The 23,764-nt window shown below is 71.9% G+C and carries 21 protein-coding genes and 1 pseudogene; 13 read left to right on the forward strand and 9 right to left on the reverse strand.

All coding sequences use genetic code 11. From position 1 onward, the window contains the following. The first annotated feature begins 494 nt into the window (after window positions 1-494). Complete coding sequence (locus ACFQ79_RS04800; protein WP_383579398.1) at window positions 495-1,100, forward strand: dihydrofolate reductase family protein; 606 nt, start codon at window positions 495-497, stop codon at window positions 1,098-1,100. A 253-nt stretch (window positions 1,101-1,353) separates the two neighbouring features. On the opposite strand, the gene ACFQ79_RS04805 is transcribed toward ACFQ79_RS04800, so the two are convergent. Beyond that, a complete protein-coding gene (locus tag ACFQ79_RS04805) occupies window positions 1,354-2,553 on the reverse strand; it encodes an MFS transporter (RefSeq protein ID WP_383579399.1) in 1,200 nt (399 codons plus the stop codon). Window positions 2,554-2,652: 99 nt separating this feature from the next. On the opposite strand from ACFQ79_RS04805, the gene ACFQ79_RS04810 reads away from it, so the two are divergent. Further along, the gene (locus ACFQ79_RS04810; protein WP_383579400.1) at window positions 2,653-3,738 is read left to right on the forward strand and encodes a DUF5937 family protein; all 1,086 of its coding nucleotides are present in this window, start codon (window positions 2,653-2,655) and stop codon (window positions 3,736-3,738) included. A gap of 83 nt (window positions 3,739-3,821) precedes the next feature. Here ACFQ79_RS04810 and ACFQ79_RS04815 read toward each other — a convergent pair whose 3' ends face one another. Together ACFQ79_RS04815 and ACFQ79_RS04820 are read right to left on the reverse strand one after the other, a co-directional pair. Beyond that, window positions 3,822-4,361 (reverse strand): SRPBCC family protein, encoded by a 540-nt coding sequence (locus tag ACFQ79_RS04815; RefSeq protein WP_383579401.1) that lies wholly within the window; start codon window positions 4,359-4,361, stop codon window positions 3,822-3,824. 33 nt (window positions 4,362-4,394) lie between these two features. Beyond that, a complete protein-coding gene (locus ACFQ79_RS04820) occupies window positions 4,395-5,264 on the reverse strand; it encodes a sterol desaturase family protein (RefSeq protein ID WP_383579402.1) in 870 nt (289 codons plus the stop codon). 78 nt (window positions 5,265-5,342) lie between these two features. Here ACFQ79_RS04820 and ACFQ79_RS04825 point away from each other — a divergent pair, with 78 nt between their 5' ends. Both ACFQ79_RS04825 and ACFQ79_RS04830 read left to right on the forward strand, forming a co-directional pair. Beyond that, complete coding sequence (locus tag ACFQ79_RS04825; RefSeq protein WP_383579403.1) at window positions 5,343-6,008, forward strand: helix-turn-helix domain-containing protein; 666 nt, start codon at window positions 5,343-5,345, stop codon at window positions 6,006-6,008. Window positions 6,009-6,447: 439 nt separating this feature from the next. Further along, on the forward strand, window positions 6,448-7,206 hold the full coding sequence (locus tag ACFQ79_RS04830) for a MerR family transcriptional regulator (protein WP_383579404.1): 759 nt from the start codon (window positions 6,448-6,450) through the stop codon (window positions 7,204-7,206). 216 nt (window positions 7,207-7,422) lie between these two features. Here ACFQ79_RS04830 and ACFQ79_RS04835 read toward each other — a convergent pair whose 3' ends face one another. From ACFQ79_RS04835 to ACFQ79_RS04845, 3 genes are all read right to left on the reverse strand, one after another. Next, window positions 7,423-7,905 carry a TspO/MBR family protein gene (locus ACFQ79_RS04835; RefSeq protein WP_383579405.1) on the reverse strand — a complete coding sequence of 161 codons (483 nt, stop codon included), beginning with the start codon at window positions 7,903-7,905 and terminating at the stop codon, window positions 7,423-7,425. A gap of 284 nt (window positions 7,906-8,189) precedes the next feature. After that, window positions 8,190-8,543 carry a PRC-barrel domain containing protein gene (locus ACFQ79_RS04840; protein ID WP_383579406.1) on the reverse strand — a complete coding sequence of 118 codons (354 nt, stop codon included), beginning with the start codon at window positions 8,541-8,543 and terminating at the stop codon, window positions 8,190-8,192. 89 nt (window positions 8,544-8,632) lie between these two features. Continuing rightward, entirely contained in the window at window positions 8,633-9,889 is a 1,257-nt protein-coding gene (locus tag ACFQ79_RS04845) for a protein kinase (RefSeq protein ID WP_383579407.1), read from the reverse strand. Window positions 9,890-10,501: 612 nt separating this feature from the next. On the opposite strand from ACFQ79_RS04845, the gene ACFQ79_RS04850 reads away from it, so the two are divergent. The 5 genes from ACFQ79_RS04850 to ACFQ79_RS04870 all read left to right on the forward strand — a co-directional run bounded on the left by ACFQ79_RS04850 (window position 10,502) and on the right by ACFQ79_RS04870 (window position 18,746). Continuing rightward, the gene (locus ACFQ79_RS04850) at window positions 10,502-11,338 is read left to right on the forward strand and encodes an SDR family oxidoreductase (protein WP_383579408.1); all 837 of its coding nucleotides are present in this window, start codon (window positions 10,502-10,504) and stop codon (window positions 11,336-11,338) included. A gap of 330 nt (window positions 11,339-11,668) precedes the next feature. Continuing rightward, the gene (gene lanKC, locus ACFQ79_RS04855) at window positions 11,669-14,404 is read left to right on the forward strand and encodes a class III lanthionine synthetase LanKC (RefSeq protein WP_383579409.1); all 2,736 of its coding nucleotides are present in this window, start codon (window positions 11,669-11,671) and stop codon (window positions 14,402-14,404) included. A 44-nt stretch (window positions 14,405-14,448) separates the two neighbouring features. Continuing rightward, complete coding sequence (locus ACFQ79_RS04860) at window positions 14,449-14,577, forward strand: SapB/AmfS family lanthipeptide (RefSeq protein ID WP_015037662.1); 129 nt, start codon at window positions 14,449-14,451, stop codon at window positions 14,575-14,577. Between the two features lie 147 nt (window positions 14,578-14,724). Further along, window positions 14,725-16,551 (forward strand): ATP-binding cassette domain-containing protein, encoded by a 1,827-nt coding sequence (locus ACFQ79_RS04865; RefSeq protein WP_383579410.1) that lies wholly within the window; start codon window positions 14,725-14,727, stop codon window positions 16,549-16,551. Further along, window positions 16,548-18,746 carry an ATP-binding cassette domain-containing protein gene (locus ACFQ79_RS04870; RefSeq protein WP_383579411.1) on the forward strand — a complete coding sequence of 733 codons (2,199 nt, stop codon included), beginning with the start codon at window positions 16,548-16,550 and terminating at the stop codon, window positions 18,744-18,746. The genes ACFQ79_RS04865 and ACFQ79_RS04870 overlap by 4 nt, the downstream gene beginning before the upstream one ends. Window positions 18,747-18,780: 34 nt before the next feature. On the opposite strand, the gene ACFQ79_RS04875 is transcribed toward ACFQ79_RS04870, so the two are convergent. Beyond that, a complete protein-coding gene (locus ACFQ79_RS04875; RefSeq protein WP_383579412.1) occupies window positions 18,781-19,395 on the reverse strand; it encodes a LuxR C-terminal-related transcriptional regulator in 615 nt (204 codons plus the stop codon). Between the two features lie 401 nt (window positions 19,396-19,796). Here ACFQ79_RS04875 and ACFQ79_RS04880 point away from each other — a divergent pair, with 401 nt between their 5' ends. The 3 genes from ACFQ79_RS04880 (at window position 19,797) to ACFQ79_RS04890 (ending at window position 21,852) form a co-directional block, all read left to right on the forward strand. After that, window positions 19,797-20,153 carry a hypothetical protein gene (locus tag ACFQ79_RS04880; protein WP_383579413.1) on the forward strand — a complete coding sequence of 119 codons (357 nt, stop codon included), beginning with the start codon at window positions 19,797-19,799 and terminating at the stop codon, window positions 20,151-20,153. A 120-nt stretch (window positions 20,154-20,273) separates the two neighbouring features. Continuing rightward, window positions 20,274-21,017, forward strand: a complete 744-nt coding sequence (locus ACFQ79_RS04885; protein WP_383579414.1) for a hypothetical protein — start codon at window positions 20,274-20,276, stop codon at window positions 21,015-21,017. Between the two features lie 709 nt (window positions 21,018-21,726). After that, the gene (locus ACFQ79_RS04890; protein WP_383579415.1) at window positions 21,727-21,852 is read left to right on the forward strand and encodes a hypothetical protein; all 126 of its coding nucleotides are present in this window, start codon (window positions 21,727-21,729) and stop codon (window positions 21,850-21,852) included. Window positions 21,853-22,098: 246 nt separating this feature from the next. Here the strand turns inward: ACFQ79_RS04890 and ACFQ79_RS04895 are convergent, their stop codons facing one another. Then, the gene (locus ACFQ79_RS04895) at window positions 22,099-22,539 is read right to left on the reverse strand and encodes a hypothetical protein (protein ID WP_383579416.1); all 441 of its coding nucleotides are present in this window, start codon (window positions 22,537-22,539) and stop codon (window positions 22,099-22,101) included. Between the two features lie 61 nt (window positions 22,540-22,600). Continuing rightward, window positions 22,601-23,204: pseudogene (locus ACFQ79_RS04900) on the reverse strand (IS5 family transposase); the annotation flags it as partial. 34 nt (window positions 23,205-23,238) lie between these two features. Between ACFQ79_RS04900 and ACFQ79_RS04905 the strand changes: the two are divergent. Further along, on the forward strand, window positions 23,239-23,760 hold the full coding sequence (locus ACFQ79_RS04905) for a hypothetical protein (protein WP_383579417.1): 522 nt from the start codon (window positions 23,239-23,241) through the stop codon (window positions 23,758-23,760). The last annotated feature ends 4 nt before the right edge of the window (window positions 23,761-23,764 follow it).

A 23,764-nucleotide genomic window follows, 5' to 3' on the forward strand; every position in this document is an offset into this window, starting at 1 on the left:
CCGAGAGCTATCTCGCCGGCGTCCACCTCCGCGCCGCCGTGATCTGGATCGACGACCTGATCAAAACCGCCGAATGATCACGACATCACACAGGCCCTAGCCCCCCCCAGCCCCTCCCTCACTCCCCCACCTCCAGCCACCCACAACCGGCCGGGGCGCGGACACGTGCCGGGGGACACCGCGGTATCCGAGCCAGGCGTGCGGCCGGCAGGACCCCCGACCCGCGCATAGCGACCAACCGCCGGCGGACGAGGTCGGCCCCGGGCCGGCGCGACCAGGGCCACCGACCCCCGTACGGCCCTCGCAGCGTCCTCGACGGACGGTCGGCTCGCCGACGTCGGCGCATTCTGATGGCCCGACTGCATGACCGAGCCGAGCCGATCATGACGGCTCGCGGCGCGCCCGGGTCGCTTCCTCTTGCCTTGCGGCGCGGCCGATGAGTTTGCCGCTCCCGGACGGTCCAAGCTCGTGACAGCCCAAGAAAGGACACCGCCATGTCGGAGCTTCTCGTCGACTTCATCACCTCCCTCGACGGCTACGCGTCAGGAGAGGGATGGCCCGGGTTCTGGGGCCTCGAAGGTCCGGAGTACCTCGCGTGGCTCGGCGCACAGCCCCAGGCCACCTACCTCATGGGAGCGAACACCTACCGCCTGATGTCGGGCTTCGCCGCAGGCGCGGTCCCCCAGGGCCAGAACGAGTTCCGGCCCGAAGAGGAAGCATCCGTCGACGAACTCACCCGAGCGCCGAAGCGGGTGTTCTCCTCCTCTCTCGAGGAGCCGCTGACCTGGGCCAACTCCACCCTCGTCCGCGACGACGCCGTCGAAGCGGTCAGCGCCATGAAATCGAGCGGCTCGGGGCTCCTCAGCACGATCGGCAGCCTCAGCCTGTCCCGCTCCCTGCTGCGAGCCGGACTCGTCGACCGCTTCCGCGTCGTGATGTTCCCCGTGATCACGGGTGCCACGGGCGAGGAACGCATCTACGACGGCTACCCGGACGTCGCTCTCGAGATGATCGAACACCGCACCTTCGACAACGGCATCCAGCTCGTCGAATACAAGCCGCGCGTGCTCGACCACCCGCCGCTCGCCGTCCCCGCGTGACGTCACCTCGCCCGTCGGTTTCGGCCGCTCCCTCCCCGAAGCCCGGTGCCCTGACGGGGATCCCCGAGAGCGGCCTGTACGGACTTCCGTGAGCCGCAGGCCGAAAACCGACAAGCCACGGCTTCGGCCGAGCCACCTCACGCCCCCCGGATCGGCGTTCTCCGAACGACGGCCGTACGCAGGGCCGGGCCCACTCCCCCAGCTGCGCGCACCGGCGCCCCTACGACGTGTGGCGCCTCGCAGTCGAGCATGCTCAGCCGGCGACGGCGGAGGCAGCCAGGAGCGTAGCGCCGGCAAGGGCGCCCCAGAGCGCAGCCGGGCCGTGGGGTGCGAGAGCGGTGATGGCCGCCGGGGAGACGGCGAGTCCGAAGCCCGTGGAGAGCTGGAAGCGGGTGAGGACTCGTCCGAGCGCATGCGCCGGAGCGAGGGCGGTGACGAGCGCGGTGGCGCTGCCCGCATAGATGATCTCGCCGAGGGTGCAGACCACGGACACCGCCGTGACGGTCGGGGCGGCCCACCCGTGTCCCAGGGACGCGGCTGCGAGGAAGCCGAGGTAGGAGGCGGTCAGCACCATGCCGGCGAACGCCAGCACGGACCGGCGGGGGAAGCGGGACAGCAGGACGGTGACGGGGACCTGCAAGGTGACCACCAGCACCGTGTTGGCCACGAAGATGAGCGCAGGCCACATCGGGGAAGCGTGCATCTGCGTCACCAGAACCAGGGGGAGCGCGATCTCCGGGACATTGAGGCAGAAGGCGTAGATCACGTTGGCGGCCAGCAGCGTACGCATCCGGGGTGCGGGCTCGCCGCCCTCGTCCTTGGCCACGACCGCGACCGGCGCGGGAGCGGTCGGGTGGGCGTGCACGTGGACGGACCATGTCAGAGCCGCCGCGGCGAGGTAGGCGAGGGCGGTGACGACTGCCAGAGCCCGCAAGGCGGTGGTACCGCCCGTCAGGCATGCGGTGGCGAGGAGGGCACCGGCGCCCAGTCCGGCGTTGCGCAGGGCGCGGCCTCCCGCAAGGGCGGCGTCGCGTTCCCGCCCGTGGGCGATGGTGGCGACGAGGGCGGCGTGGGCGGCCGGCCACGCCTGGTTGCCGATCCCGAGGAAGAGCGCGGCCATGGTGAACAGCCCCGCGTTGCCCGTCGGGGTGGCCAGCAGCAGCACCACGCCCAGCACCCGCACGAGCATCGCCGCCGCCACGACCGTGCTGCGTGCGCCCCGGTCCAGCCATCGCCCCACCGCGGGCATACACATGAGGCCCACGACGATGCCGACTGTCATCGCGATGCCGGTCGCCGAGGCGGACAGTCCGAGGACCGTCACCCCGTACAACAGCAGGAACGGCCGCAACAAGCCCGTGCCGAGGGCGTCCACGGCGAGAGCGACGGCGTAGCGGGGGCCTCCGGACGCATGCAGGAGAGCGCGGGGACGGATCCGGGTGGTGGTTGCCATGGCGCCCAAGCTGAGGCCGGGCCGGCGATGCGGCACGCCGGTTGACGTACATCGTCAACCGGCGACGTCATCGGTCACCATGCCCTCGATGATGGAGGGATGACGCTGCGCATCGACATCACCGGACTGCCCGCCGGACGACTGCGGTTCGCCGCCTCCCCGCTGGCCGAGCTCACCGCGATGCTGCACGTCCTGGCCGAACCCGCACACCACCCGCAGCTGGCCGACTGGGCCGACGACGTCTGGGCCGCGATGCCGTCCGAACTGGCCCGGCGACTGAGAGAAGCGCAGTTCCTCTGGCGCTCCTCACGAGCCGACTTCCTCGTCCCCGCCCGACCCCGACGCACCCTCGCAGCAGAGCTCGACGACCTGGACCGGATCGACGACGAAACCTACGTCGCCACCGCGCTCACCACCACATGCGGCAACAACCGCATCCACTTTCCAGCAGCGTCACCGCTCGCCAACCGGGCCGCACGCGAGCACGCCCTGGACCTCGCCCAAGCCCGAGGGGCACTCCAGGAAGCCTTCGCGGAGCGGCTCCTCGCGGACCCGACCGCCGTACGAGCGCAGGTACGCCGCACCCTCGAACAGTGCGCCGAGGCATTCTTCGACACCGCCTGGACCGCCGTCGCCATGGAACTCGCCGCCGACCTGCGACTGAAGAACGACCTGCTGGGACGACACGGGATCGAGGCGGCTCTCGGCTCCGTCTCCAGCGCGGTCACCCTGGCACCGGACGGCGGCAGCATCGTCGTGGACCAACTGCAGGACAACACAACCACCGCCCACGACCAAGGCGTCACCTTCATCCCCAGCGCCTACGGCCGCCCTCACCTGGTGGTCATCCACGCACCAGGACGGCGGCCGGTCGTGCAGTACCCGGCGTCCGAACGCAGCCCGTCACAGCCCGTGCCGCAGGAGACCGTCGCACTTCGACTCGAAGCACTGGCACACCCCGTACGGCTGCGGCTGCTCCGCACCCTCGCCCGCGGACCGCACACCAACAGCGAACTCGCCCACGCCTGGAAACTCTCTCCCCCGGAAGTCTCCCGCCACCTCACCGTCCTACGCCACGCGGGCCTCCTCACCGCCCGGCGGCACGGACGCTACGTCCACTACACCCTCGACCACACACACATCGCGACGGTCGGCACAGACCTTCTCACCGCCCTCCTGCGCTGAACAGCAGCAGGCTCCCGGCGCCATCGGCACAGTCCAGCCACGGCGCGACGGCCGGCCTCATGGCTCCCTCACCGGTCCGGGCGTCACTCTGACGGCAAGGGCTCCCTCGCCGCCGCCTCCACCGACTCCCGCAGGCGCCGCAACGTCGTGGCCATGCCCGCCCGGTTCGTGCTCACCCGCGCCTCCGGCGATGTCCCGGCGGCCACCCTCCCGAGGAGGTCGGCGACCCGTCCGCGCCGGCCCAGACGCAGGTCGTGCCAGTACTGGGTGACCTCGGTCCGGCCCGGATCGCCGGCCGGGCGGAGCTGGAATCCCCATGTGGCGAGCGGGAGTCCGGCGATCGAGACGCGGAAGGCGAACTCTCCGGGCGCGTCCGACCTGACCACCCGGCAGAGGGTGAACCAGTACCGGAAACCGTTGCGGTTGAATCCGACGAAGACCGGACGGGGACCGCCACGTCCCCCGACCACCAGGACGGCCACGCACTCCGGACTCCATCGAGGCATCTGCCGTACGTCGCTGAGCGCCGCGAACACCTCTGCGGGCGGCGCCGCGATCACCGTGGATGTCCGCAGGGTCCATGTCCGTCCGGATGTGCTGTCCTGTGGCGTTGCGGGTTCCAAGGGTCTCTCTTCCTGAGGCGGCGGGTCGGCGGCTCAGAGCTGGGGGCCGGCGGCGGACCCCGCCGGCTCCGCCGCCGGTGCGGGCTTCCATCCCGGGCGGTCCAGCAGGTGGCGCGCCCGGTCCCGCCAGCACGTGGCGCGGGCCAGGTCCCGGCCGATGGCAGCGTACTCGTGAGAGACGATGCGCAGTGGGTTGTGGGTGTCGATGTTCTTGGTGAGGCCGTAACGGGGGCGCTCCGTCTCCTCCGCCCAGGTGCCGAACATCCGGTCCCAGACCATGAGGATTCCGCCGAAGTTCCGGTCGAGGTAGCCGCCCTGGGAGGCGTGGTGCACCCGGTGGGCCGAGGGTGTGTTGATCGTTCGCTCGATGATCCGCGGCAGCCTGCCGATGCGGTCGGTGTGCAGCCAGAACTGGGTGAGCATGTTGATGGCGCCGCACAGGAGGATCGCCCACGGCGGCACGCCGGCCAGGGCCAGCGGGATGTAGAAGAGCTGCGAGGTGAGGCCTGTCCACGGCTGGCGGACCGACGTGGAGAAGTTGTAGCGCGTGCTGGAGTGGTGGACCACGTGGCTGGCCCACAGGATGCGCACCGTGTGGTGCTCGCGGTGCATCCAGTAGTAGCAGAAGTCCTGCGCGAGCAGGATGAGCGGGAACGTCAGCCAGGTGATCTCCACGCGCAAGGGCGTGAGCTCGTAGAGGCCGATGAAGACCGCGACGGCGATCGTCTTGTAGAGGACGTCCACGACGGCGGCTCCGGCGCCGACGGCGAAGCTTGCCGCGGTGTCGCGGAGCCCGTAGCCGCTCGCGTTCTCGTCCGGGTGGAGGCGGTAGTAGACCATCTCGATGACGACCAGCAGGACGAAGAGGGGGGCGGACAGGGCCAGTAGGGATGTGTTCTCCATCAGAACCTCCTATCGGAGCGATTCGCTCCGACAGGAGTATCGGAGCACTCCGCTCCGATAGGCAATAGGTTGGGCCGCATGAAGAATCCAGATGCCGGAAGGACGCGGGCGGGCGGCAGTCGCTTCGGCCGCCAGGCCGAAGCGGAGCGCAACGACGTCCGCGTGCTCTACGCCGCCCGCGCCGTCTTCGCCGAGCAGGGCGCTGACGCCCCCGTCTCCGCCATCGCCGCCCTCGCGGGCGTCGGCATCGGCACCCTCTACCGCCGCTACGGCAGCAAGGAGCAGCTTCTCCAGCGGCTGTGCGCCGTCGGCATCGCCCGGACGATCGCCGAACTCCGCGCGGCCCTGGCGGCAGAGGGCACGGGATGGGAGGTGCTCGCGCACTACATGGCGGCGGCGGTCGAGGCACGGGCCGGCGCCTTCGCCGCCCTCGCGGGGACCTTCAGCCTGCCCGAGGACGTCACCACCGCCAACGAGGAGGCGAAGGCGCTCGCAGAACAGGTGCTGCGCCGCGGCCACGACGACGGGACCGTGCGCGAGGACGTCACGACGCTCGACATCACCCACGTGATCGAGATGTTCAGCCGCTATCCCCGCCGTACGGAGGAGGACGACAACGCGCGCCGCAGGATGCTGGCCCTCACCCTCGACGGCCTCCGGTCCCCGCACACCGGCCTGCCCGGTCCTCGTCCCGACTGGGCGGAGTACCAGCGCGTGTGGGACGAACCGAGGGAACGCCCCTGACGCCGCAGAGAAGTTGGGGTGGATGCGGATCCTGTGCAGCGCCTGAAGGGGGTGGGTGGAGATCTGCGGATCGCCTGCGGCGGCCCCCGAGACGGGTGGGACGCCACCTGGGCCCCGGGGCGGCTGAGCAGGGTCTCGACCGCGCGCAGCGTTACTGCTCCAGTGAAGTTGAGCCAGAGGCTGTGAGGAGACAGCGTTTCTACAGGGATTCGGGAGGCGCCGTTTCTACGGGGATTCGGGAGGCGCCGGGGCCTCGGGCAGTGTCCGGATGTTCACGAGTTCGGCAGCGGGCGGAGCCTGCTTCGCCTGAGCGTGGGTCGTGCCTGCTCGATTGCGAGGATCTTGAGCATCGGGGTTGAAGTTGCCGTTGCGGCAGCTCATACCGTCGTGACCAGGGCCGGAGACACCGGCCCTGCGATGCACACGTGCAGGAGTCGTGATGGACTGGCCGATCGATGAGGTGGCCCGGATGTCGGGTGTCACCGCCCGGACACTGCGCCACTACGACGAGACGGGCCTGCTGCCGCCGGCCCGGATCGGCACCGGTGGACGCCGCTACTACGAGGAGCGTCAGCTCTTGCGGCTGCAGCAGATCCTCGTGCTGCGGGCGCTGGGGGTCGGGGTGCCGGAGATCGGCCGCATCCTGTCTGAGCAGGTCGACGAGGTGGATGCCCTGCGGGGCCACCGCCAGCGCCTCCTCGCGGAGCGGGACCGGCTCGAGGCCCTGGCAGGCACCGTTTCCCGCACGATCGCCGAACTGGAGCAGTCCAGGAAGGACGGCAACCCCATGACCATCAACCGACCGGAGAACCTCTTCGAGGGCGTTCAGGCCTCCCAGTACGAAGAGAACATGCGCGACTTCCCCGAGCTCGCCGAAGAGGTCGGGCGACGTGCCGACGCGATGGGCCAGGCCGACGCGGACGCCGCGCACCGTGAGCGGACCGCGCAGATGATCCGGCTGGCCGAACTCATGGCCGCGGGCCTTCCGGCCGACGCCGCCCCGGTCCAGGCCGAGATCGACGCCCAGTACCGGGCACTGGCCGAACTGCGCGTGGTCTCTGCCGAGGAGTTCCGGGCCATCGGGAGCTCCGTCGTCGGCAACGAGACGTGGCGCGCCGCGTACGAGGCCATCGTTCCCGGCCTGGCCGCGTACCAGCGCGACGCGATCGAGGCCTACGCCACCACCCGGCTGAACTGAGACGCGCCGCAACCGCCATCGTGCAAGGGCCGCGATGGCGGTTGCGGCGTGTCACGGCCGACCGGCGACGTTCGATCCCTGCGGAGCGGCCGCGGCCTCGTCGGCAAGGTGCTGCCCGTTCTCATGAACAACGGCTTCCCTCACGACGGGGCCGCCTCCCAGACGAGCTGGCGGGATGCCCCGGCGGGCGCCTTCCGCTGCGGCGGCCGGCGCGCGTCAGCCGTTCGCCGTCCAGATCGCCGCGTTGAGCGCCGTGGCGAAGCACACCCAGCCCAGGTAGGGCACGAGCAGGAGCGCAGCGGCTTTGGACACGCGGCTGAAGAACAGGATCGTGACGCTCACCGCGGTCGCCAGGAGGAGGATGTCGATGAGGGCGGCGCCGTATGCGCCCAGTCCGAAGAAGAGAGGGGTCCAGCCGAGGTTGAGGGCCAGTTGCACAACCCACCACGTGATCGCCGACCTCCTGTCCGGTGCGGCCTGTCGCCGCCAAACCAGCCATGCGGCAGCACCGATGGTGGCGTAGAGGACGGTCCAGACAGGGCCGAAGAGCCAGGCGGGAGGAGCCCAGGCCGGCACGTCCAGTGACGTGTAGACCGTCGCCGCGTCCGCGGAGGCCAGGGCACCCGCCGCAGCAACGGCGTACGCCGCCAGCAGGAAACCGATCAGGGCGGCCCACGCTCGTGCGCCCTGTGCGGTCACTCGGTCGGCCACTCCAGACACCAGGGATCCCTGCGACGATCGCGCCGTTCGGACACCTGAGTTTCCGCTCTTCAGCTCTGCTCGGATGCACCCCCCGGCCGGCGCTTCGCGAACAGGGGCGTGCTGGAGTGGCGGGCTCGGTCGCAGGGGGGCCGCCGTACCGTGGTGGGGGTTCCGTTCCCGGCGGATCGCGAGATCGAGCAGGTCTGGCAGGCTCAGGAACGGTCCTTCGAATCCGGCAACCGTCTACCCGGTCTTCATCGGCCCCAGCGGGTGCCAGGGCCCTACCGGAAGAACGCCAGGTAGTAGTCGACGAACTTCATCTTGTGCTGTCCGGCAGCGTCGTCGTTCTGGCCGGGAACGAACTCGGGGGCGTTCTTGATCTGTTCCTTGGTACAGCTGACGAAGACGGTCTCCATCGCGAGGTCGACGGCCGTGACGACTCCGCCCGGGATGACGACCTGGCGGCCGATGATCCACGGGCCGGTGTCCACGACCAGGTGGCTGCTGCCGACCTCCGCCGAGTGCTTGTCCACCTTGCCGATGCCGCCGTCGGAGCACTCGACCTTGTATCCCGTCACATCCACCTCTGTCGCGTGGGTCGCGGTCTCGGCGTAGGTCCAGACATCACGAGTCATGTCTGCTTCCTTCCTCCCGTGCGGCCGGTGGCCGTCGTGTTCTCCTGCCGTTGCGTGTGCTCGGAAAGTGCCGCTTCACACGGCTCGAGTCAGTCGATCTCCATCGCCCGCGCCGCGTCCGGTATCTGTCGGGCGGTCACGCGGTCGGACAGCGGGTCCACGACGCTCCGGCTCCCGGCGGGGGCGGCGCCGATGGAGCCCGTCAGCGTGACGCCGAGGGCGGCCAGGGCCGCGCTCTTGGCGAGCAGTCGTCCCGGGCGGTGGGGCGACCTGGTCCTCGGCTCCGCCTTCCTGGGCGTGGTCCGGCCGCCCGGGGGCGTACCGGGCGAGCGGCGGACTCCGGACGGGTGCCTGGGGTCTCCGGACGGGTGCCCAGGGACTCCGGACGGGTGCCCAGGGACTCCGGACGGGTGCCCGGGGTCCCCGGGCACCGTCGCCGGCTGTGCGGCGTGCGGGGCCTCGCACGCGTCGGGGATCGGCAGCGAGGCCAGTACCGTCTGGCAGGTACGGGCGTCGGGTCGGTTCGAGGCCTCGTGCGCTGTCATGGCCGTCAACAGCCTGCCGAGTCCTGGGGGGAGTCCGTCGGGTAGCCGCGGCGGACGGTGCAGCCGTGCGAGCGCCGCCTCCAGGGGCGGGCCGCCGTACTCCCGTTCGCCCTTGAGGGCCTCCAGGAGGACGAGTCCGAGGCTGTAGACGTCGGCCCGCGGCCCCGTGGTCCGGCCGAGTGCCTGTTCCGGTGCCATGTAGCAAGCCGTCCCCATGAGGATGTCCTCGCCGTCGGTGGCCGGGGCGGCCGCGCTGCTCGCGGCGTCGTCGGGCGCGGCCGCGGGGTCGTCGGCCGTGGCGAAGCGGCGGGAGATCCCGAAGTCCGTCAGGTGCGGGGCGTCGGTCCGGTCCAGGAGGATGTTCGACGGCTTGACGTCACGGTGGACTATTCCCGTTCCGTGCACATGGGCGAGCGCGGAGGACAGCGCGACGCCCATGCGGCGGGTCTCGGTCAGCGAGAGCGCGGAGCGGGCGAGGCGCCTGCGTAGGGTCGTCCCCCTGACGAGCTCCATCACCAGGAAGGGACGGCCTTCGTCGCGACCGGAGTCGAAGAGGGTCACCAGACCGGGATGCTGCAGCTGGGCCAGGAGACGTCCCTCGTTGTCCGAGCGCTCCTCCGTCCGGGTGTCGCCGCGGCGGAAGACCTTCACCGCGACGGGCCTGCGCAGCCGGAGGTCCACGGCTTCGTAGACGTCGGCTGCTCCGCCTCTCCCCAGCAGGCCGTCGAGCCGGTACCGGCCGGCGACTGCGTGAGCCGTCAGCCGGGTGTCGGGTTGGACGCGCCACGGACGGACCTGCATCTCGGTTCTCCCTGTGTTCCGTTGCCGCCTTGTGCCGTCCGCCTCTTCGTCGACGAGCGGTGTGCCGCCCTTCGCCCCGTCCAGTGCGGACCCTCCGGCCTGGGGCGCTGGTCGCCTCCGAACGTCGCGGCCGTGCGGCCGCCGCGTGCGGACCTCGGGGTACGGCTGCCCCGGATGCCCCGGGGCATCCCTGTGACGTCCGTGCATTCGGCCGACGCGCGGGGCCGCTCGCTTTCGGGCGGTGGCTTTCGGACGACCGCGTTTGGGTGTCCGCGTTCGGGCGACCGCCTTCGGACGCCGCTTTCGGCCGACCGACTTCGGACGGTGGAGGGCACCTTCCGGGTGCTCCCCGGGGGGGGAGAGAGAGGCGACGTGAGCTCTCTGCCCCGTCGCGGGTGGTTCGCGGTATCGGAGGGGTCGGGGAACCTGCGCCACTGCGCCCGTCCGTGCGTCCGCGCGCCCCTGCGTGAGGGATGGCCGTGGCCGGATCTCGCCTCCACGATGAACCGCGTCCCGTCCCGCCCGCCGCGGACGGGACGGTGCGTGTACGGCGGCGCCAGCAGGCAGGACCGTTCGCGCGTCAACACTTCGGCGATCCGTACGGGGGGATCCATGGGCAGGCGCTGGTTGATCACGGGGTGCTCTTCGGGCCTCGGAAGGGCATTGGCCGCCGCGGCGGCACGGGCGGGGCACGAACTCGTGGTCACCGCCCGCAAGACCGCGGACCTGGAGGACCTCTCCGCCGCCTGGCCCGGACGGATCGTCCCGGTTCCGCTGGAGCTGCGGGACCCGGCCTCCTGCCAGGAGGCCGTCCGGACGGCCGTCGACCGCCTCGGAGGCATCGACGTCCTCGTCAACAACGCCGGCGTCGGTCTCTTCGGCGCGGTCGAGGAGGTCTCCGACACCGAACTCCGGGAACAGTTGGAGATCCTGGTCGTCGGGCCCTGGAGACTCACGCGGCTCGCCCTGCCCCTGATGCGGGCCCAGGGGCACGGCCACATCCTCAACGTCTCCTCCGTCGTCGGCCGGATGGCCTTCCCGGGCCTCGGCGCCTACGTGGCCGCGAAGCACGCGCTGGAAGGCATGAGCGAGGCTCTCGCGGTGGAGGCGGCCCCGCACGGCATCCGTGTCACGGTCGTCGAACCCGGCATGTTCGCCACCCGCTACGGCACCGCCATGACGGAAGCCGCCCACCGGGTCCCCGCCTACGACGTGACCAACCGCGAGATGCTCGAAGGCGCGCGCGGACTCGCCGACAGCCCCGAGACCGGGCGTCCCGACGACTACGCGGCACGGGTCCTGGCCATCGTCGACGCCGAGGGCCCCACGCCCCTGCGCATCCCGGTCGGCGCCGACGCGTACGGCTATCTGGACGTCGCGGAACAGGCCGCTCGCGAGGAGTACGCCGCGGCGCGGGCTCTGGTCGACGGGCCACCGTCCGCGGTCTGACGGGCTCACCCGCCCGCGCGGTCTGACAGGCCACCGCCCACGCAGTCTGACGTGCCACCGCCCGCGCGGCCAGACGGACCGCCGCCCGCGCGGTCTGACGGACCGCCGCACCCGCGGCCTGGGCGGCCGCGAGGAGTATGCCCCGCCCCCGCCCGCGCCTCCGCACCCGCCGTCGGTCGTCGGGGGCGGGGCCGGTCGCCCGGACCGGAGGCATACGCGGGGCGGTTGTTACCCGTGCGTTCCGCATGGGTGGAAGGTGACAGCGGCGACTGTCGGGGTCCTCGGGGGACGTGACAGCGTCGTGTCCGTCACCGACCGAGGGAGTGCGCAGTGAACAAGGGGTACGCGGTGTTCTGCGACGCCGACCGTCACTTCTACGACGCGCCGCACCGCCTGGTCTTCGCCGAGGGAGCGGGCGACTCGCTCTACCGGGCGGCCACCCTCCCCGTACCCGAGGGCTGGACGTCCCACCGTACGGGCGACTGGCTCGCCCTGCGCCCTCTGGACCACGCGCTCCCGTCGCAGGGCTGGAAGATCCACGTCTCTGCCCGTCTCGACAACGCGGAGGCGATCCTCGCCACGGTCCGCGCGTACTGTCTGGGACAGGACGTGGCCTTCAAGTTCGTCCCCAGCCGCTACCTGCTGCACCAGCGCAACGCCAAGTACGCGGACCGCTCGGCGAGCGGCAAGTTCATCACCGTGTATCCGGCCGACGACGAGCAGTGCGAGCGCGTGGCCACCGATCTGGCGGGGCTGCTCGAGGGCCGGCCGGGTCCGTACATCCTCAGCGATCTGCGCTGGGGCCGGGGCCCCGTGCACCTGAGGTACGGCAGCTTCACCCTCCGCCACTGCTACGACGAGCACGGGGAGCTGCGGCCGGCCGTCGAGGACGGGTCGGGCACGCTCGTACCCGACCGGCGCGATCCCGTCTTCCACGTGCCCGCCTGGGTGACTCCCCCCGCCTTCCTGCGTCCGCACCTCGAGGCCAGGGCCTCGGTGACCGTCCAGGACATGCCGTACGACATCGAGAAGGCCCTGCACTTCTCCAACGGCGGTGGAGTGTACGAGGCCCGGGACCGGAGGACCGGGCGGCGGGTCGTCCTCAAGGAGGCGCGGCCGTATGCGGGCCTCGCCGCGGACGGCGCGGACGCCGTGACGCGGCTGCACCGCGAACGCGAGGCGCTGGAACGGCTCTCGGGGCTCGCCTGCACGCCGGAGGTCCTCGACTGCTTCACGGTGGGCGACCACCACTTCCTGGCGCTGGAGTTCGTGGAGGGCAAGCCGCTCAACACCTTCTTCGCGCGGAGGCATCCGCTGATGGAGGCCGATCCGCCGGCGGAACGGCTCGCCGAGTACACGGAGTGGGCGCTGCGGATCCACGGGCTCGTCGAGCGGGCCGTGGCCGCGGTGCACGCACGCGGGATCGTCTTCAACGACCTGCATCTGTTCAACATCATGGTGTCCGAGGACGAGTCCTCGGTGGTGCTGCTGGACTTCGAGGCGGCACAGCCCGCCTCGGAGGGCGGTCGCCAGACCGTCGCCAACCCGGCGTTCGTGGCGCCCGCCGACCGGCGGGGGTTCGATGTGGACCGGTACGCCCTCGCGTGCCTCCGGATCGCGCTGTTCATCCCGCTCACGAGTCTGCTCGCGGTGGACCGGGGCAAGGCCGCGCACCTCGCGGAGACCGCTGCGGCGCGGTTCCCGCTGCCTCCCGGTTTCCTGGACGAGGCGGTCCGGGAGATCACGCGCGACCCGGCCGGCGGCCGGTCCGGCGGGAGCTCGCGGGCGCCCGACCGTCCGGCGGACCCCTCCAGGTTCCTGCCCACGGAGCCGGTCGACTGGCCGAACAGCCGTGACTCCATGGTGGGCGCGATCCTGGCGTCGGCGACGCCCGGAAGGGAGGATCGTTTCTTCCCCGGGGACATCGCGCAGTTCGCCACCGTCGGCGGGGGCATGACCTTCGGACACGGCACCGCCGGAGTGCTCCACGCCCTGTACGAGAGCGGGGCACCCCGATGTCCGGAGGCCGAGGACAGGCTCCTGCGGTACGCCAAACAGCCCGACTCCGGCACACCGCTCGGCTTCTACGACGGGCTCTCCGGTGTCGCGTGGACCCTCGAACGGCTCGGGCACACGGCTGCCGCGCTCGAACTGGCCTCGCTCGTCGCCGAACAGGACCACGAGGGCCTCGCCCCCGACCTGTACGGAGGAACGGCCGGTATCGGCCTCGCCCTGGACGCCCTGGCCACCGCCACCGGTGAGAGCGGCCTCCACGCGGCGGCCCTGCGCTGCGCCGAACTGTCCGCCCGCCCGCTCCGGTCGCCCGGGCGACCGGCGGGAACGGCAAGAGCGGCGGGAACGGCAGGAGCGGCAGGAGCGGCAGGAGCAGCTGGAGCGGCAGGTGCGGCAGGAGCAGCTGGAGCGACAGGCACGGCAGGAACGGCAGGAACGGCAGGCAAGGTGCGCACGGGACTCCTGCACGGCTCCGCAGGACGGGCCCTGCTGTTCGTACGGCTCTACGAGCGCACCAGGGACACCTCCTTCCTCGACCGCGCCGCCGAGGCGCTCCACGACGACCTGAACCGCTGCGTCCACGGCGCCTCCGGGACCCTCCAGGTCGACGAGGGCTGGCGCACGATGCCGTACCTGGGCGCGGGCAGCGTGGGCATCGGCATGGTGATCGACGACTACCTGCTCCACCGGCACGACGACGCCCTCGACCGGGCGCGCCGCGAGATCGTACGGGCGGCGCAGGCCACCTTCTACGCCCAGCCCGGTCTCTTCCGGGGCGTCGCCGGAATGGTGCTCCACCTCGCCCGTACGAACGTCGGCGGGCCCGGCACGACACCGGAGGACGTACAACGCCAGATCGGCTGCCTGAGCTGGCACGCCATGTCCTACCAGGGCCGACTCGCCTTCCCCGGCGAACAGATGATGCGCCTCTCCATGGACCTCTCCACCGGTACGGCGGGCGTCCTGCTCGCCCTCTCCTCGGCCCTGGGCGACCGCCCGGCCCACCTGCCGTTCCTTCCGCCGCTCCCGCGGCCCCACGAACCGGCCCCGTGACGGGGTCGCCCCGCACCACCCGTCCCCTACGAAAGGAAACGATCATGAACCTCTTCGACCTTCAGTCGCTGGAGACCCCCAAGGACGAGGCCATCGGCGACGTCGAGACCGGCAGCCGCGCGAGCCTCCTCCTCTGCGGTGACAGCAGCCTCAGCGTCACGACCTGTAACTGACCCGATCCGTCTTCCCACACGGCGTCCCGAGCGCCGGTGAGAAGTCACGGGGCCCCGGGAGCGCTGCTCCCGGGGCTCCGGCCGTCGGGTCCGGGCACCGGCGGCCCGGCGGCGACATCGCTCCCGGAGGGGAAGAGAGGGGGTCGGATGGCCTCGCCGACCGGTTCCGACCGGCTGCTCCGCGGCGCCATACGGCACACGGCGGGCACCACCGCGGCGCTGCTGCTGTGCTCGGTCGCCAGCGCGGCCTGCTCGCTCGCCGTACCCGCGCTCGCCGGCAGGACCCTGGACCTGCTGCTGCGCCACCAGCTCGGGGCGGGGACGTGGCTGCTGTGGACCGCCGTACTGCTCGCGGCCGAAGTACTCCTGGAGACCTGCGCGGTGCTTCTGACGCAGCTGACCAATGCCCGCGCCACCGCCTGGATCCGGCTGCGCGCCCTGGGCGGTCTCCTCGGCACCGCTCCCCACCGGGCAGCACCCCACTCGGGCGGCGACGTCGCCGCCCGGCTGTGCGTCAACGCCACCGACAGCGGCACAGCCCCGGCGGCCCTCGCGACCTCGGTGTCGTCCGTGCTCGTGCCGATCGGCGCACTCGTCGCCCTGGCGCTCATCCACCCCTGGACCGCCGCCGTCTTCGTGGCCGGTCTGCCCCTGCTCCTGCTGCTGCTCCGCGCGTACGCCACCCAGTCCTCCGACTCGGTCGGCCACTACCAGCGGGCGCAGGGCGCCGTCGCCGCCCGACTGGCCGAAGCACTCGGCGGCGCCCGTACCATCGCCGCCGCCGACACGGCACGGTTCGAGGAGGAGCGCGTCCTCGCCCCGCTGGCGGACATGACACGGCACGGCACCCGCATGTGGCTCGTCCACGGCCGCGCCGTGGCCCGCAGCGGCGTCCTCCTGCCCCTGCTCACGACGGCCGTCGTGGCGGTCGCGGGAGTCGCTCTCGCGGCCGGCGAGCTCAGCGTGGGCGGACTGCTCGCCGCCTCGCGGTACGCGGCGCTCGCCGCCGGGATCGGAGGCATCGCGGCACCACTCGGCACCCTGGTCCGAGCCCGCAGCGCGGCCGGCCGCATCTCCGAACTCGCCGATCTGGCACCGCTGTCGTACGGCTCCGCGGTCCTTCCACCCAACACGCCCGGGGACCTGGACCTGCGGGGAGTACGGGTGACGCGCGACGGCTTCCCCCTGATCGCGGACGTGACGCTCACGATCCGCGGCGGGTCGACGGTCGCCGTCGTGGGCCGGTCCGGAGCGGGCAAGTCGACCCTGGCCGCCGTCGCGGGCCGGCTGACCGACCCCGACGCCGGGAGCGTCCGCCTGGACGGAGTCGACCTGGCGGAACTGTCCCGATCGGAGCTGCGCGGGGCGACCGCGCACGCCTTCGCGCGTCCCGTCTTCGACGCCGGGGCCACCCCCACCATCGGAGCCGCGCTGGCCGCCGGGACCGGGCCCGCCCGGAGCCCGGCCACGCCGACGACCATCCGGGACGCCGCGACGGCCGCCTGCGCCGACACCTTCGTCCAACTGCTGCCGCTGGGGTACGAGACCCCGGTGGACGACGCCCCGCTCTCCGGCGGCGAGGCCCAACGCCTCGGTCTGGCACGGGCGTTCATCGGCCTGGGCCGTCTCATGATCCTCGACGACGCGACGTCGAGCCTGGACACGGCCACCGAACGTCAGGTGGAGACGGCCCTCGCCACACCGTCACGGGCGTGCACCAGGCTGATCGTGGCCCACCGGGTGTCCACGGCCGCCCGGGCGGACCTGGTCGTCTGGATGGAGGCAGGCCGCGTCCGGAGGTCCGGACCGCACAGCCTGCTCTGGGAGGATCCGGAGTACCGCGCGGTGTTCACCGCGGAGGCCCGTCCTGCGGACGCCGCGCGCTGGTCCACCGGGCCGGACGCTCCCCCGGAGACCGCCGACTCGTGCGCTCTGCCGTCGTCGGCCGTCCCGGGGACGGGAGCGGACGCGTGACGCCCGCTCCGGGGCCGGGGCGGGCGAAGGAACCGACCACGCCGAAGGCGACGGCCCGTCCGGCGCCGGCGGCCGTCCACGGGGAAGCGGGCTCGGCGCAGCGCATCACCCGTCCGACACCGGCTGCCGCCCGCGGCGAAACGGACGCGCCCGGTAGCGTCACCTGTCCCGTACCGGGTGCCGCCTCCGGCGAAACGGACGCGCCCGGAAGCGTCACCTGTCCTGCACCGGCTGCCGTCTTCGGCGAGACGGGCTCGGCGCAGCCCATCCCCCGTCCGACACCGGCTGACGCCTCCGACGGGAAGCACACGCCTGGAAGCGTCACCTGTGCCGCACCGGCTGGCGCCTCCGACGGGAAGGACGCGCCCGGAAGCGTCACCTGTCCCGCACCGGCTGCCGTCTTCGGCGAGACGGGCTCGACCCGGCGCGTCACGGCCTCGCTCCGGTCCCTCCTCATCCGCCGCAGACGCGTCCTGGCGAAGCTGGCGGCCTGGTCCGCCGCCGAATCCGCGCAGACGTTCCTCGGCGGCTACTGCGTGGCCCGCTCCCTCGACGACGGATTCCTGAGGGCCGCACCCTCGACCGGGCTCCTCTGGCTGGCGGGGGCCGCCATGGCCATCCTGCTCGGCGCTCCCGTCGTCCGGGGCGTCTTCGCCCAGCTCCCCCACCTCACGGAACCACTGCGCGACCAGCTCGTACGGGGGTCGGTGGTACGCGCCCTGCGCGCCGCCACGACCACAGGCGGGGGCGGTGGCAGGGGCCGGGGTGTGGACGCCACAGCGGTGTCCCGGCTGACGAGTCAGACCGAGATCGCCCGGGACAGCTTCGCCGGACTGGTGCTCGCCACCCGCTCCTTCGTCTTCGTCGCCGTGGGGGCCCTCGTCGGCCTGCTGTCGCTCGCGCCGCAGTTCCTCCTCGTCGTACTTCCGCCCCTGGCCCTGGGCCTCGCCCTGTTCACGGCCTCCCTGCGGCCCATGGCGCGGGCCCAGCACCGGTACCTCGACGCGGACGAGGCCGTCGGCCGGCGCGCCGAGATCACCCGCACCGCCCTGCGGGACATCGTGGCCTGCGGCGCCCAGGAGGCGACCGCCGCGCAGAACCGCCGTGCCGTCGACGAGGCGGCCGCCGCCCAACGCGCCCTGGCCCGCTGGGCGTCCGTCCGCACGTTCTCGGTGGCGACGGCCGGACAGCTGCCGGTCCTCCTGCTCCTCGTCACGACGCCGTGGCTTCTCCGCCAGGGCGTCACGGCCGGGGCCGTGGTGGGTGCGCTCACCTACGTGCTCCAGTCGCTGCTCCCCGCGCTGCACACACTGATGACCGTCCTGGGCGCGGCGGGCGCGCGGCTCTTCGTCGTCCTCGACCGGCTCACCCAGCCGCTGCCCCGGACCCCGACGCCTCCCCCGGCCCCGGCCACGCCCCCTCCCCCAGCCTCCGCCGCCGCACCGCCCGGCCCGCGCCGTGAGGGCGGTCGGGCCGCCACGGCGCTGGTGCTGCGCCACGTACACGCCTCGTACGGCCCCGGCGCACGCCCCGTACTGGACGCGCTGGAACTGACCGTCGAGCAGGGGGAACACCTCGCCGTGGTCGGCCCGAGCGGCATCGGCAAGTCGACCCTGCTGCACGTCGCGGCCGGCATGCTCACCCCCGATCAGGGCGACGTACGGCTCTTCGGCCGTCCCGTCGCGGCCTGCCCGCCTTCGGAGCTCACCGCACTGCGCGTCCTTGCCCCCCAGGAGGCGTACGTCTTCACGGGCACCCTGCGGGACAACCTGCGGTACCTGCGGCCCGACGCCGACCGGGCCGCCGTCGACCGCGCCGTGGACGCACTCGCCCTGGAACCGCTCGTCGACCGGGTGGGCGGGCTCGACCGTACGCTGACGCCCGACGCCCTGTCCCTCGGCGAACGCCAGCTGATCGCGCTGGGGCGCGCCCATCTGGCCCCCGCCCCGCTGCTGCTGCTCGACGAGGCGACCTGCCACCTGGACCCCGTCGCGGAGGCCACGGCCGAGCGGGCTCTCAGTGCCCGGCCGGGCACCCTGATCGTGGTCGCCCACCGGTTGTCGTCGGCACTCCGAGCCGACAGGGTCCTCGTCCTCGACGGCACCCGGGCCCAGTACGGAACGCACGACGAGCTGCTCGCGCGTTCCGCTCTCTACCGCGATCTCGTGGGGCACTGGAACCAGGTCCAGGAGTGAGCGGACCGCGCCCGCGCGCACGCCGCCGCAGTGCTCAGGTCCAGCCGGCGCCCTGGGCGATCCGGATGGCGTCCACGCGGTTCCGTGCGCCGACCTTGCGAATGACGCTCGCCATGTAGTTGCGGACCGTGCCCTTGGTCAGGAACAGCGTCGCGGCGATCTCGGCGACCGGCGCTCCGTCGGCGGCCAGCGCGAGGACGCTCAACTCACGCCGGGTCAGGGGCATCTCCGCGGCCTGGAGGAACCCCAGCGCGAGCGTGTCGTCGATGTAGCGCTCCCCCTTGGCCAGACGGTGCACGGCCTCCAGTAATCGATGCTTCGGGGCGTTCTGGTCGACGAAGCCGCTCGCCCCCGCGGCATGGGCCCGCCGCAGAACCCCCGGCCGCTTCCCGGCGACGAGGGCCAGCAGAGCCGGACGGACGCCCGAGCACTCCCCCGTGGGCGGTGCGGCAGCGGCCACGGGCCGCTTCGCCGCGGGCGGCAGACACTCGGCGTCCGCCACGTACACGTCCGGTTCGGGCATCCCCGTCGCCGGGCCGTGCGGCCATCGCGGCAGCGAGGAGACCACCATGAGCCCGCCCGACCTCAGCAGTTCGGCCAGAGCGGTCCGCAGGAGCTGCGCCTCGTAGACAACCGTCACTCGTATCATTCCCACCCCTTCGGTCCTCCGCCGTGCCAGAGGTGCACGACGCGAGCCATCACCCCCAGCCCTCTGCCCTTGCCGCACCAGGCGGAACACCGCGCCGGGTGCACAGGGGGCGCACTCCGGAGCGCCTCGGCCGGATCCGGTTCGTCCCTCCGAGGGCGAAGCAGGCCGACGGCGTGTGATGCCGGCCGCGCCGAACCAGGAATGTCCAGATCGAAGCCGTACGGCGCGCGGGCGCGGTAGTGCGCCCCGGGAGTCCACCCGTCCGGGTAGGAGCCCCGGACGGGCGACCACCCGACACGGCACCGACCGCGATCCGAGCGCCGGGAACCCCACCACTCGGCAAGCCCCCCACTGGAACGCCGTTCCTTACGACTGTCAGAGCGGCATGACAGCCTCCTGGCATGAGCTACGACCTTGCTGTGTGGGAAGGCGATAGACCGGCGAATGACAAGACCGCCGGCCTGGTCTTCGACGACCTGTACCACCGCTACATCGGCAGTGGAGTGGAAGAGCCTCCGTCCGAGCGCATCGCGGGCTACGTGGCCGTGTTGCTCGAACGGTGGTGCGACCTCACCGAGGACGAGGAGGGGACCTCGCCCTGGTCGACCGGGCCGCTGATCGGCGAGGCCAGTGGTCCGCTGATCTACTTCCCCATGCGGTGGAGCATGGCCGAGGAGGCGTCGGCCCACGCGGCGGCCGTCGCGGAGTCCATGGGCCTGATCTGCTTCGACGCACAGCAGAACCGGCTCAGACCATGAGAAGGCCGGTCAAGCGGCGGTAGCCGGTCAGGGCTGCGGCTGTGCCGACACACTTGCGGGGCCCGGCTGCCGTCAGCTGTCCAGGAACCCGTACCAGCACTGGTCTACGATTCCACGATCATGGTTCCGCCGTCATGCGGCACTGTACGAGTACGGGATGGACTGGGGGACGGAAAGGCGATCGACAGGCCTGGCCGGCCGGAGAACCTGCCGGCAGCCGAAGTGTTGTGGGCGCGCTGGGCCCTGGTCGCCGCGCTGGAGGCCACGGCGAAGGCGGAAGCCCAAGGCGTTCACCGCGGCGGCACATGGATTGACGGCAGCGGTCTGCACCTCGACGATCGCGGCTGCACCTGCTGGACCTTCCAGCAGATGGGAGAAGGCCGCTACCTGCTGTACGGCGAGGACGAGTCCAGTGCCGTGAAGTGGCACGAGCCCTCGATCGACATGCTGGCGCAGGCGCCGGACTGGCTGCCGTACGAGCACCTTCGCGAGCTGTTGGAGGGCTGGGAGCTGGGCTGTGTGTACTGGTACGAGAACGGTGCCTGGGCTCGTGCGCCCTACCCGGACGACTTGGACGATGACGGCCTCGACTGCGGAATGAGCCGTTTCGCGGTGCGCGATGAACTGCTGCGCGACGTGATCGCGTCGGAGCGCGGCCTGCCCCGCGGCCGGGCTGACGGTCTTGTGGCCGCGGCGGAAGCGGGCAGCCTGACGGCCGCCGAGATCCGGGAGGTGCTGGACGCGGCTGCCGCCGCGGACGAGTACGTGCCGGCGGATCGGGAAGCGCAGCTGCGGTCACTGGAGCTTGCGGCGCTGGTCGCCCCCGGTTCCGTCACTCCGGCCGCGTCGAACGAGCCTGGCTGAGGCCCGGGAATCCATTCCGTCGGCCCCCCCTGCCGGATGGGACGGATGGGACGGGTGGGGGCGGGTGGGGGCGGGTGGGGAAAGCATGCCCGGGCTGCGGAGTACGCGCCCAGACGGTCGGGGGCTCCGGAAGCAGGGCACGTTCGACACCCGCTCCACCACGGGGTCGCCCCCGCCCGGCACCGTCGGACAGACATGCTCGGACGTCCCACCGCGTCGAGGTCCATCACCCGCGTCCTGCGCCCTTGGCCTGAGCGGCCTGCCAGAGCAATCGTCGGTGCCGACCGGTCCGGTTGTCCTCCCGGCGGCCCAGGAGACGCGGCGGCTACGGCAGGGTGACCACGTGCCGTTTCGTCGATGACCGCGACCAGCACGGTCGCGTCACGTCGGACGGCCAGTTCGTACGCCGTGCCGGGCTGCCACAGCGCGGTACCGCTCGATGCGGTTGATCCCGCACTCCCCCGCATCGTGCGCAATCCCGCTCACCCGGCGCTTGAGCCTGCCCCGGCCCCCGGACGAGGACCACTCGTACCTGCGGGACTCAGCACGCCGGTCCGCGACGGCTTCGCAGAACCGCCATGCGCCGTAACGCCGGACGGAAGACCAGCCGACCAGCACGACGGCGCCGCCATCGTGCGGGCCGTTCTGCGCAGAGGTCCGCTGGCACGTACCGCGATCAATCCGGGAGACGTGTCCCAGCGCGGCCACCGTGTCGCAGCACGCGGCCGGACTGCTCGCGATGGAGCTGGTCTGGGACCGCGCGAGCCTCCTCGGCCGTCTCGCCCGGGCCGTCCCCGTATCCCGCTCGACATCGAGGCCTCTCGTCAGCCGTTGAGTGCCGGCACGGCCAGGGCGAGGGCGAGGGCGAGGACCAGGGACGTACGACGTGCGGACATGCGGTGACCTCAGGTGAGCGGTCGGGTGACGGATGCGGGTCCACGCGCCTCGTTGCTTCAATGAGGCGGCGCCGGCGGGCTATGCCGTAGCTGCGAGGGGGACTTCGTGAGGACGGTCCTCACGCCCTCACGGAGCGCGGCGGCTGCTAGGTCCTGCCTCCTTGATCATCTACAGGCCGGGGCGTTTACGGATGGTTCATGGTGGTGCCGTCGGGATTCCGCCCGAAGGCGGCCTCTAGAACGGCGGGGACGTCTTCCTTGGGGAGCATGGTGCGCACGTCTGCCAGAACCTGGGGAAAGTCGTCATCGTCGATGACGCCCATGTGCTCCTGACGGAGTTGGTAGATGATCTCGACGAGGTCCGGTCTCAGCTGCATCCAGGCACGGGAGCTACGGATCTCTTCATCGACCTGGTCCATGAACCAGCGCATGACCTCGTACGGGACGTCAGTGTGCCCTGCGTTCGGGTTGCAGCACACCGTCGGCTCCCGTGCCGGATCCTCGTCGGGGACGATCGCGGTCACGAGAGTCCGTTGCCCGTTCACGAGATCCAGATACCAGGCGTCATCGGGCACCGAGTACATCGTGGTGATCGCGTAGTCGCCGCCGGGGTGTCGAAAGACCATGGCCGCATGCTGCCACGCTGGGCTGCGGACGTGCCTCTCCACATCATGCGGCCCGACGCTCCTACGCCCGGGCCCCGACAAAGATGGCGGCGAGGTGGAGCGCTGCCCGGTAGGCCATGGCGAGCTTGTCCGTTCGCATGGCCGGGCCGTGCCACTGCTTGAGCCGGTTGATGCATCGCTCGACCGCGTTGCGCTGCTTGTACACCTCGGCATCGAAGCCGGGCGGGCGGCCACCGGCGCGACCTCGCCGCAGCCGGTGACCGACCTGTTCGACGGGCTGCGGGATCGCGGCACGGATGCCTCGCCGCCGAAGATGCTCGCGGATCGCGCGGCATGAATGCGCGCGGTCCGCAAGGACGGCGTCCGGCCAGGTCCGCGGTCTTCCTGGCCCGCTTCGCGGAACACGGAGACCTGCCAAGACCCCCTCGAAGGCCGGCGTCTCGCCCGCCTGTCCCGCCGTGACGCGGAGGGCCAGGGGCCGCGCATGGCCATAGCTGACGAGATGGACTCTCGCGCTCAGGCCGCCGCGGGAACGCACGAGCGCGCGCATGGTCATCGGACTCAGCCTGAAATGGCGCCCCCTTCTTCCTCGCTTCGGCGGCGTGCTGGTGGACCCGGCAGACGGTGGAGTCCACCGACACAGTCCAGCGGATGTCGTCAGCACTAGGGGGTGTGTCGAGGTGCTCTAGGTTGGCTAATGTGAGTGCGCAGGGGCGGAGTTACCGATACGTCGGACCGATCGAGCTGAAGGCTGCCGTCCGGCCTGGCAGTGGCGGGTGCCGGATCAGCTCGGCAGTTGAATTCGGCCACTGGATCGCTGGGCAATCGGCGGCGGAGCTGGCAGAGCCGTTCACCTTCGTGGTCGGCACGGACGGTGTGCTTCGGCTGGCGCCGCGGCGGAGTGAGCACGTGGCCTGTGCCGGCGGAGCCTATGTTCTGGGCGCCGGCGAGATCGGTTTCTTGCGCGAGGCGGGGCGGTGGGCCGTGGGCGAGGTCAGCAACCAGTCCACCGGGTACTGCCCTGACATCGGCTCCTGGCCGGAAGTCGCTTGTGCTCTGGACGAGGTGGGGCTCGAACGTCCCTCCGGCTTTACCCACGAAGTGGTGTTCCGCCGGTGCCCTGGCTGCCAGGAGCACAACATCGTGCGCGAGGACGACTTCGCCTGCGTCTTCTGCGGAGGCGATCTGCCGGAGGCGTGGAACGTGGACGTCAACGCGTGATGAC

The sequence above is a fragment of the Streptomyces sp. NPDC056480 genome, assembly GCF_042795405.1.
GTDB lineage: Bacteria > Actinomycetota > Actinomycetes > Streptomycetales > Streptomycetaceae > Streptomyces.

Excerpts from the sequence above, each read along its gene's own strand:
- ACFQ79_RS04820 (WP_383579402.1), bottom strand. The coding sequence starts at position 5,264 with ATGGAGAACACATCCCTACTGGCCCTGTCCGCCCCCCTCTTCGTCCTG.
- ACFQ79_RS04840 (WP_383579406.1), bottom strand. The coding sequence starts at position 8,543 with ATGACTCGTGATGTCTGGACCTACGCCGAGACCGCGACCCACGCGACA.
- ACFQ79_RS04825 (WP_383579403.1), top strand. The coding sequence starts at position 5,343 with ATGAAGAATCCAGATGCCGGAAGGACGCGGGCGGGCGGCAGTCGCTTC.
- ACFQ79_RS04895 (WP_383579416.1), bottom strand. The coding sequence starts at position 22,539 with ATGGTCTTTCGACACCCCGGCGGCGACTACGCGATCACCACGATGTAC.
- ACFQ79_RS04845 (WP_383579407.1), bottom strand. The coding sequence starts at position 9,889 with ATGCAGGTCCGTCCGTGGCGCGTCCAACCCGACACCCGGCTGACGGCT.
- ACFQ79_RS04830 (WP_383579404.1), top strand. The coding sequence starts at position 6,448 with ATGGACTGGCCGATCGATGAGGTGGCCCGGATGTCGGGTGTCACCGCC.
- ACFQ79_RS04800 (WP_383579398.1), top strand. The coding sequence starts at position 495 with ATGTCGGAGCTTCTCGTCGACTTCATCACCTCCCTCGACGGCTACGCG.
- ACFQ79_RS04880 (WP_383579413.1), top strand. The coding sequence starts at position 19,797 with ATGAGCTACGACCTTGCTGTGTGGGAAGGCGATAGACCGGCGAATGAC.
- ACFQ79_RS04805 (WP_383579399.1), bottom strand. The coding sequence starts at position 2,553 with ATGGCAACCACCACCCGGATCCGTCCCCGCGCTCTCCTGCATGCGTCC.
- ACFQ79_RS04875 (WP_383579412.1), bottom strand. The coding sequence starts at position 19,395 with ATGATACGAGTGACGGTTGTCTACGAGGCGCAGCTCCTGCGGACCGCT.
- ACFQ79_RS04885 (WP_383579414.1), top strand. The coding sequence starts at position 20,274 with ATGGTTCCGCCGTCATGCGGCACTGTACGAGTACGGGATGGACTGGGG.
- ACFQ79_RS04850 (WP_383579408.1), top strand. The coding sequence starts at position 10,502 with ATGGGCAGGCGCTGGTTGATCACGGGGTGCTCTTCGGGCCTCGGAAGG.
- ACFQ79_RS04810 (WP_383579400.1), top strand. The coding sequence starts at position 2,653 with ATGACGCTGCGCATCGACATCACCGGACTGCCCGCCGGACGACTGCGG.
- ACFQ79_RS04860 (WP_015037662.1), top strand. The coding sequence starts at position 14,449 with ATGAACCTCTTCGACCTTCAGTCGCTGGAGACCCCCAAGGACGAGGCC.
- ACFQ79_RS04865 (WP_383579410.1), top strand. The coding sequence starts at position 14,725 with ATGGCCTCGCCGACCGGTTCCGACCGGCTGCTCCGCGGCGCCATACGG.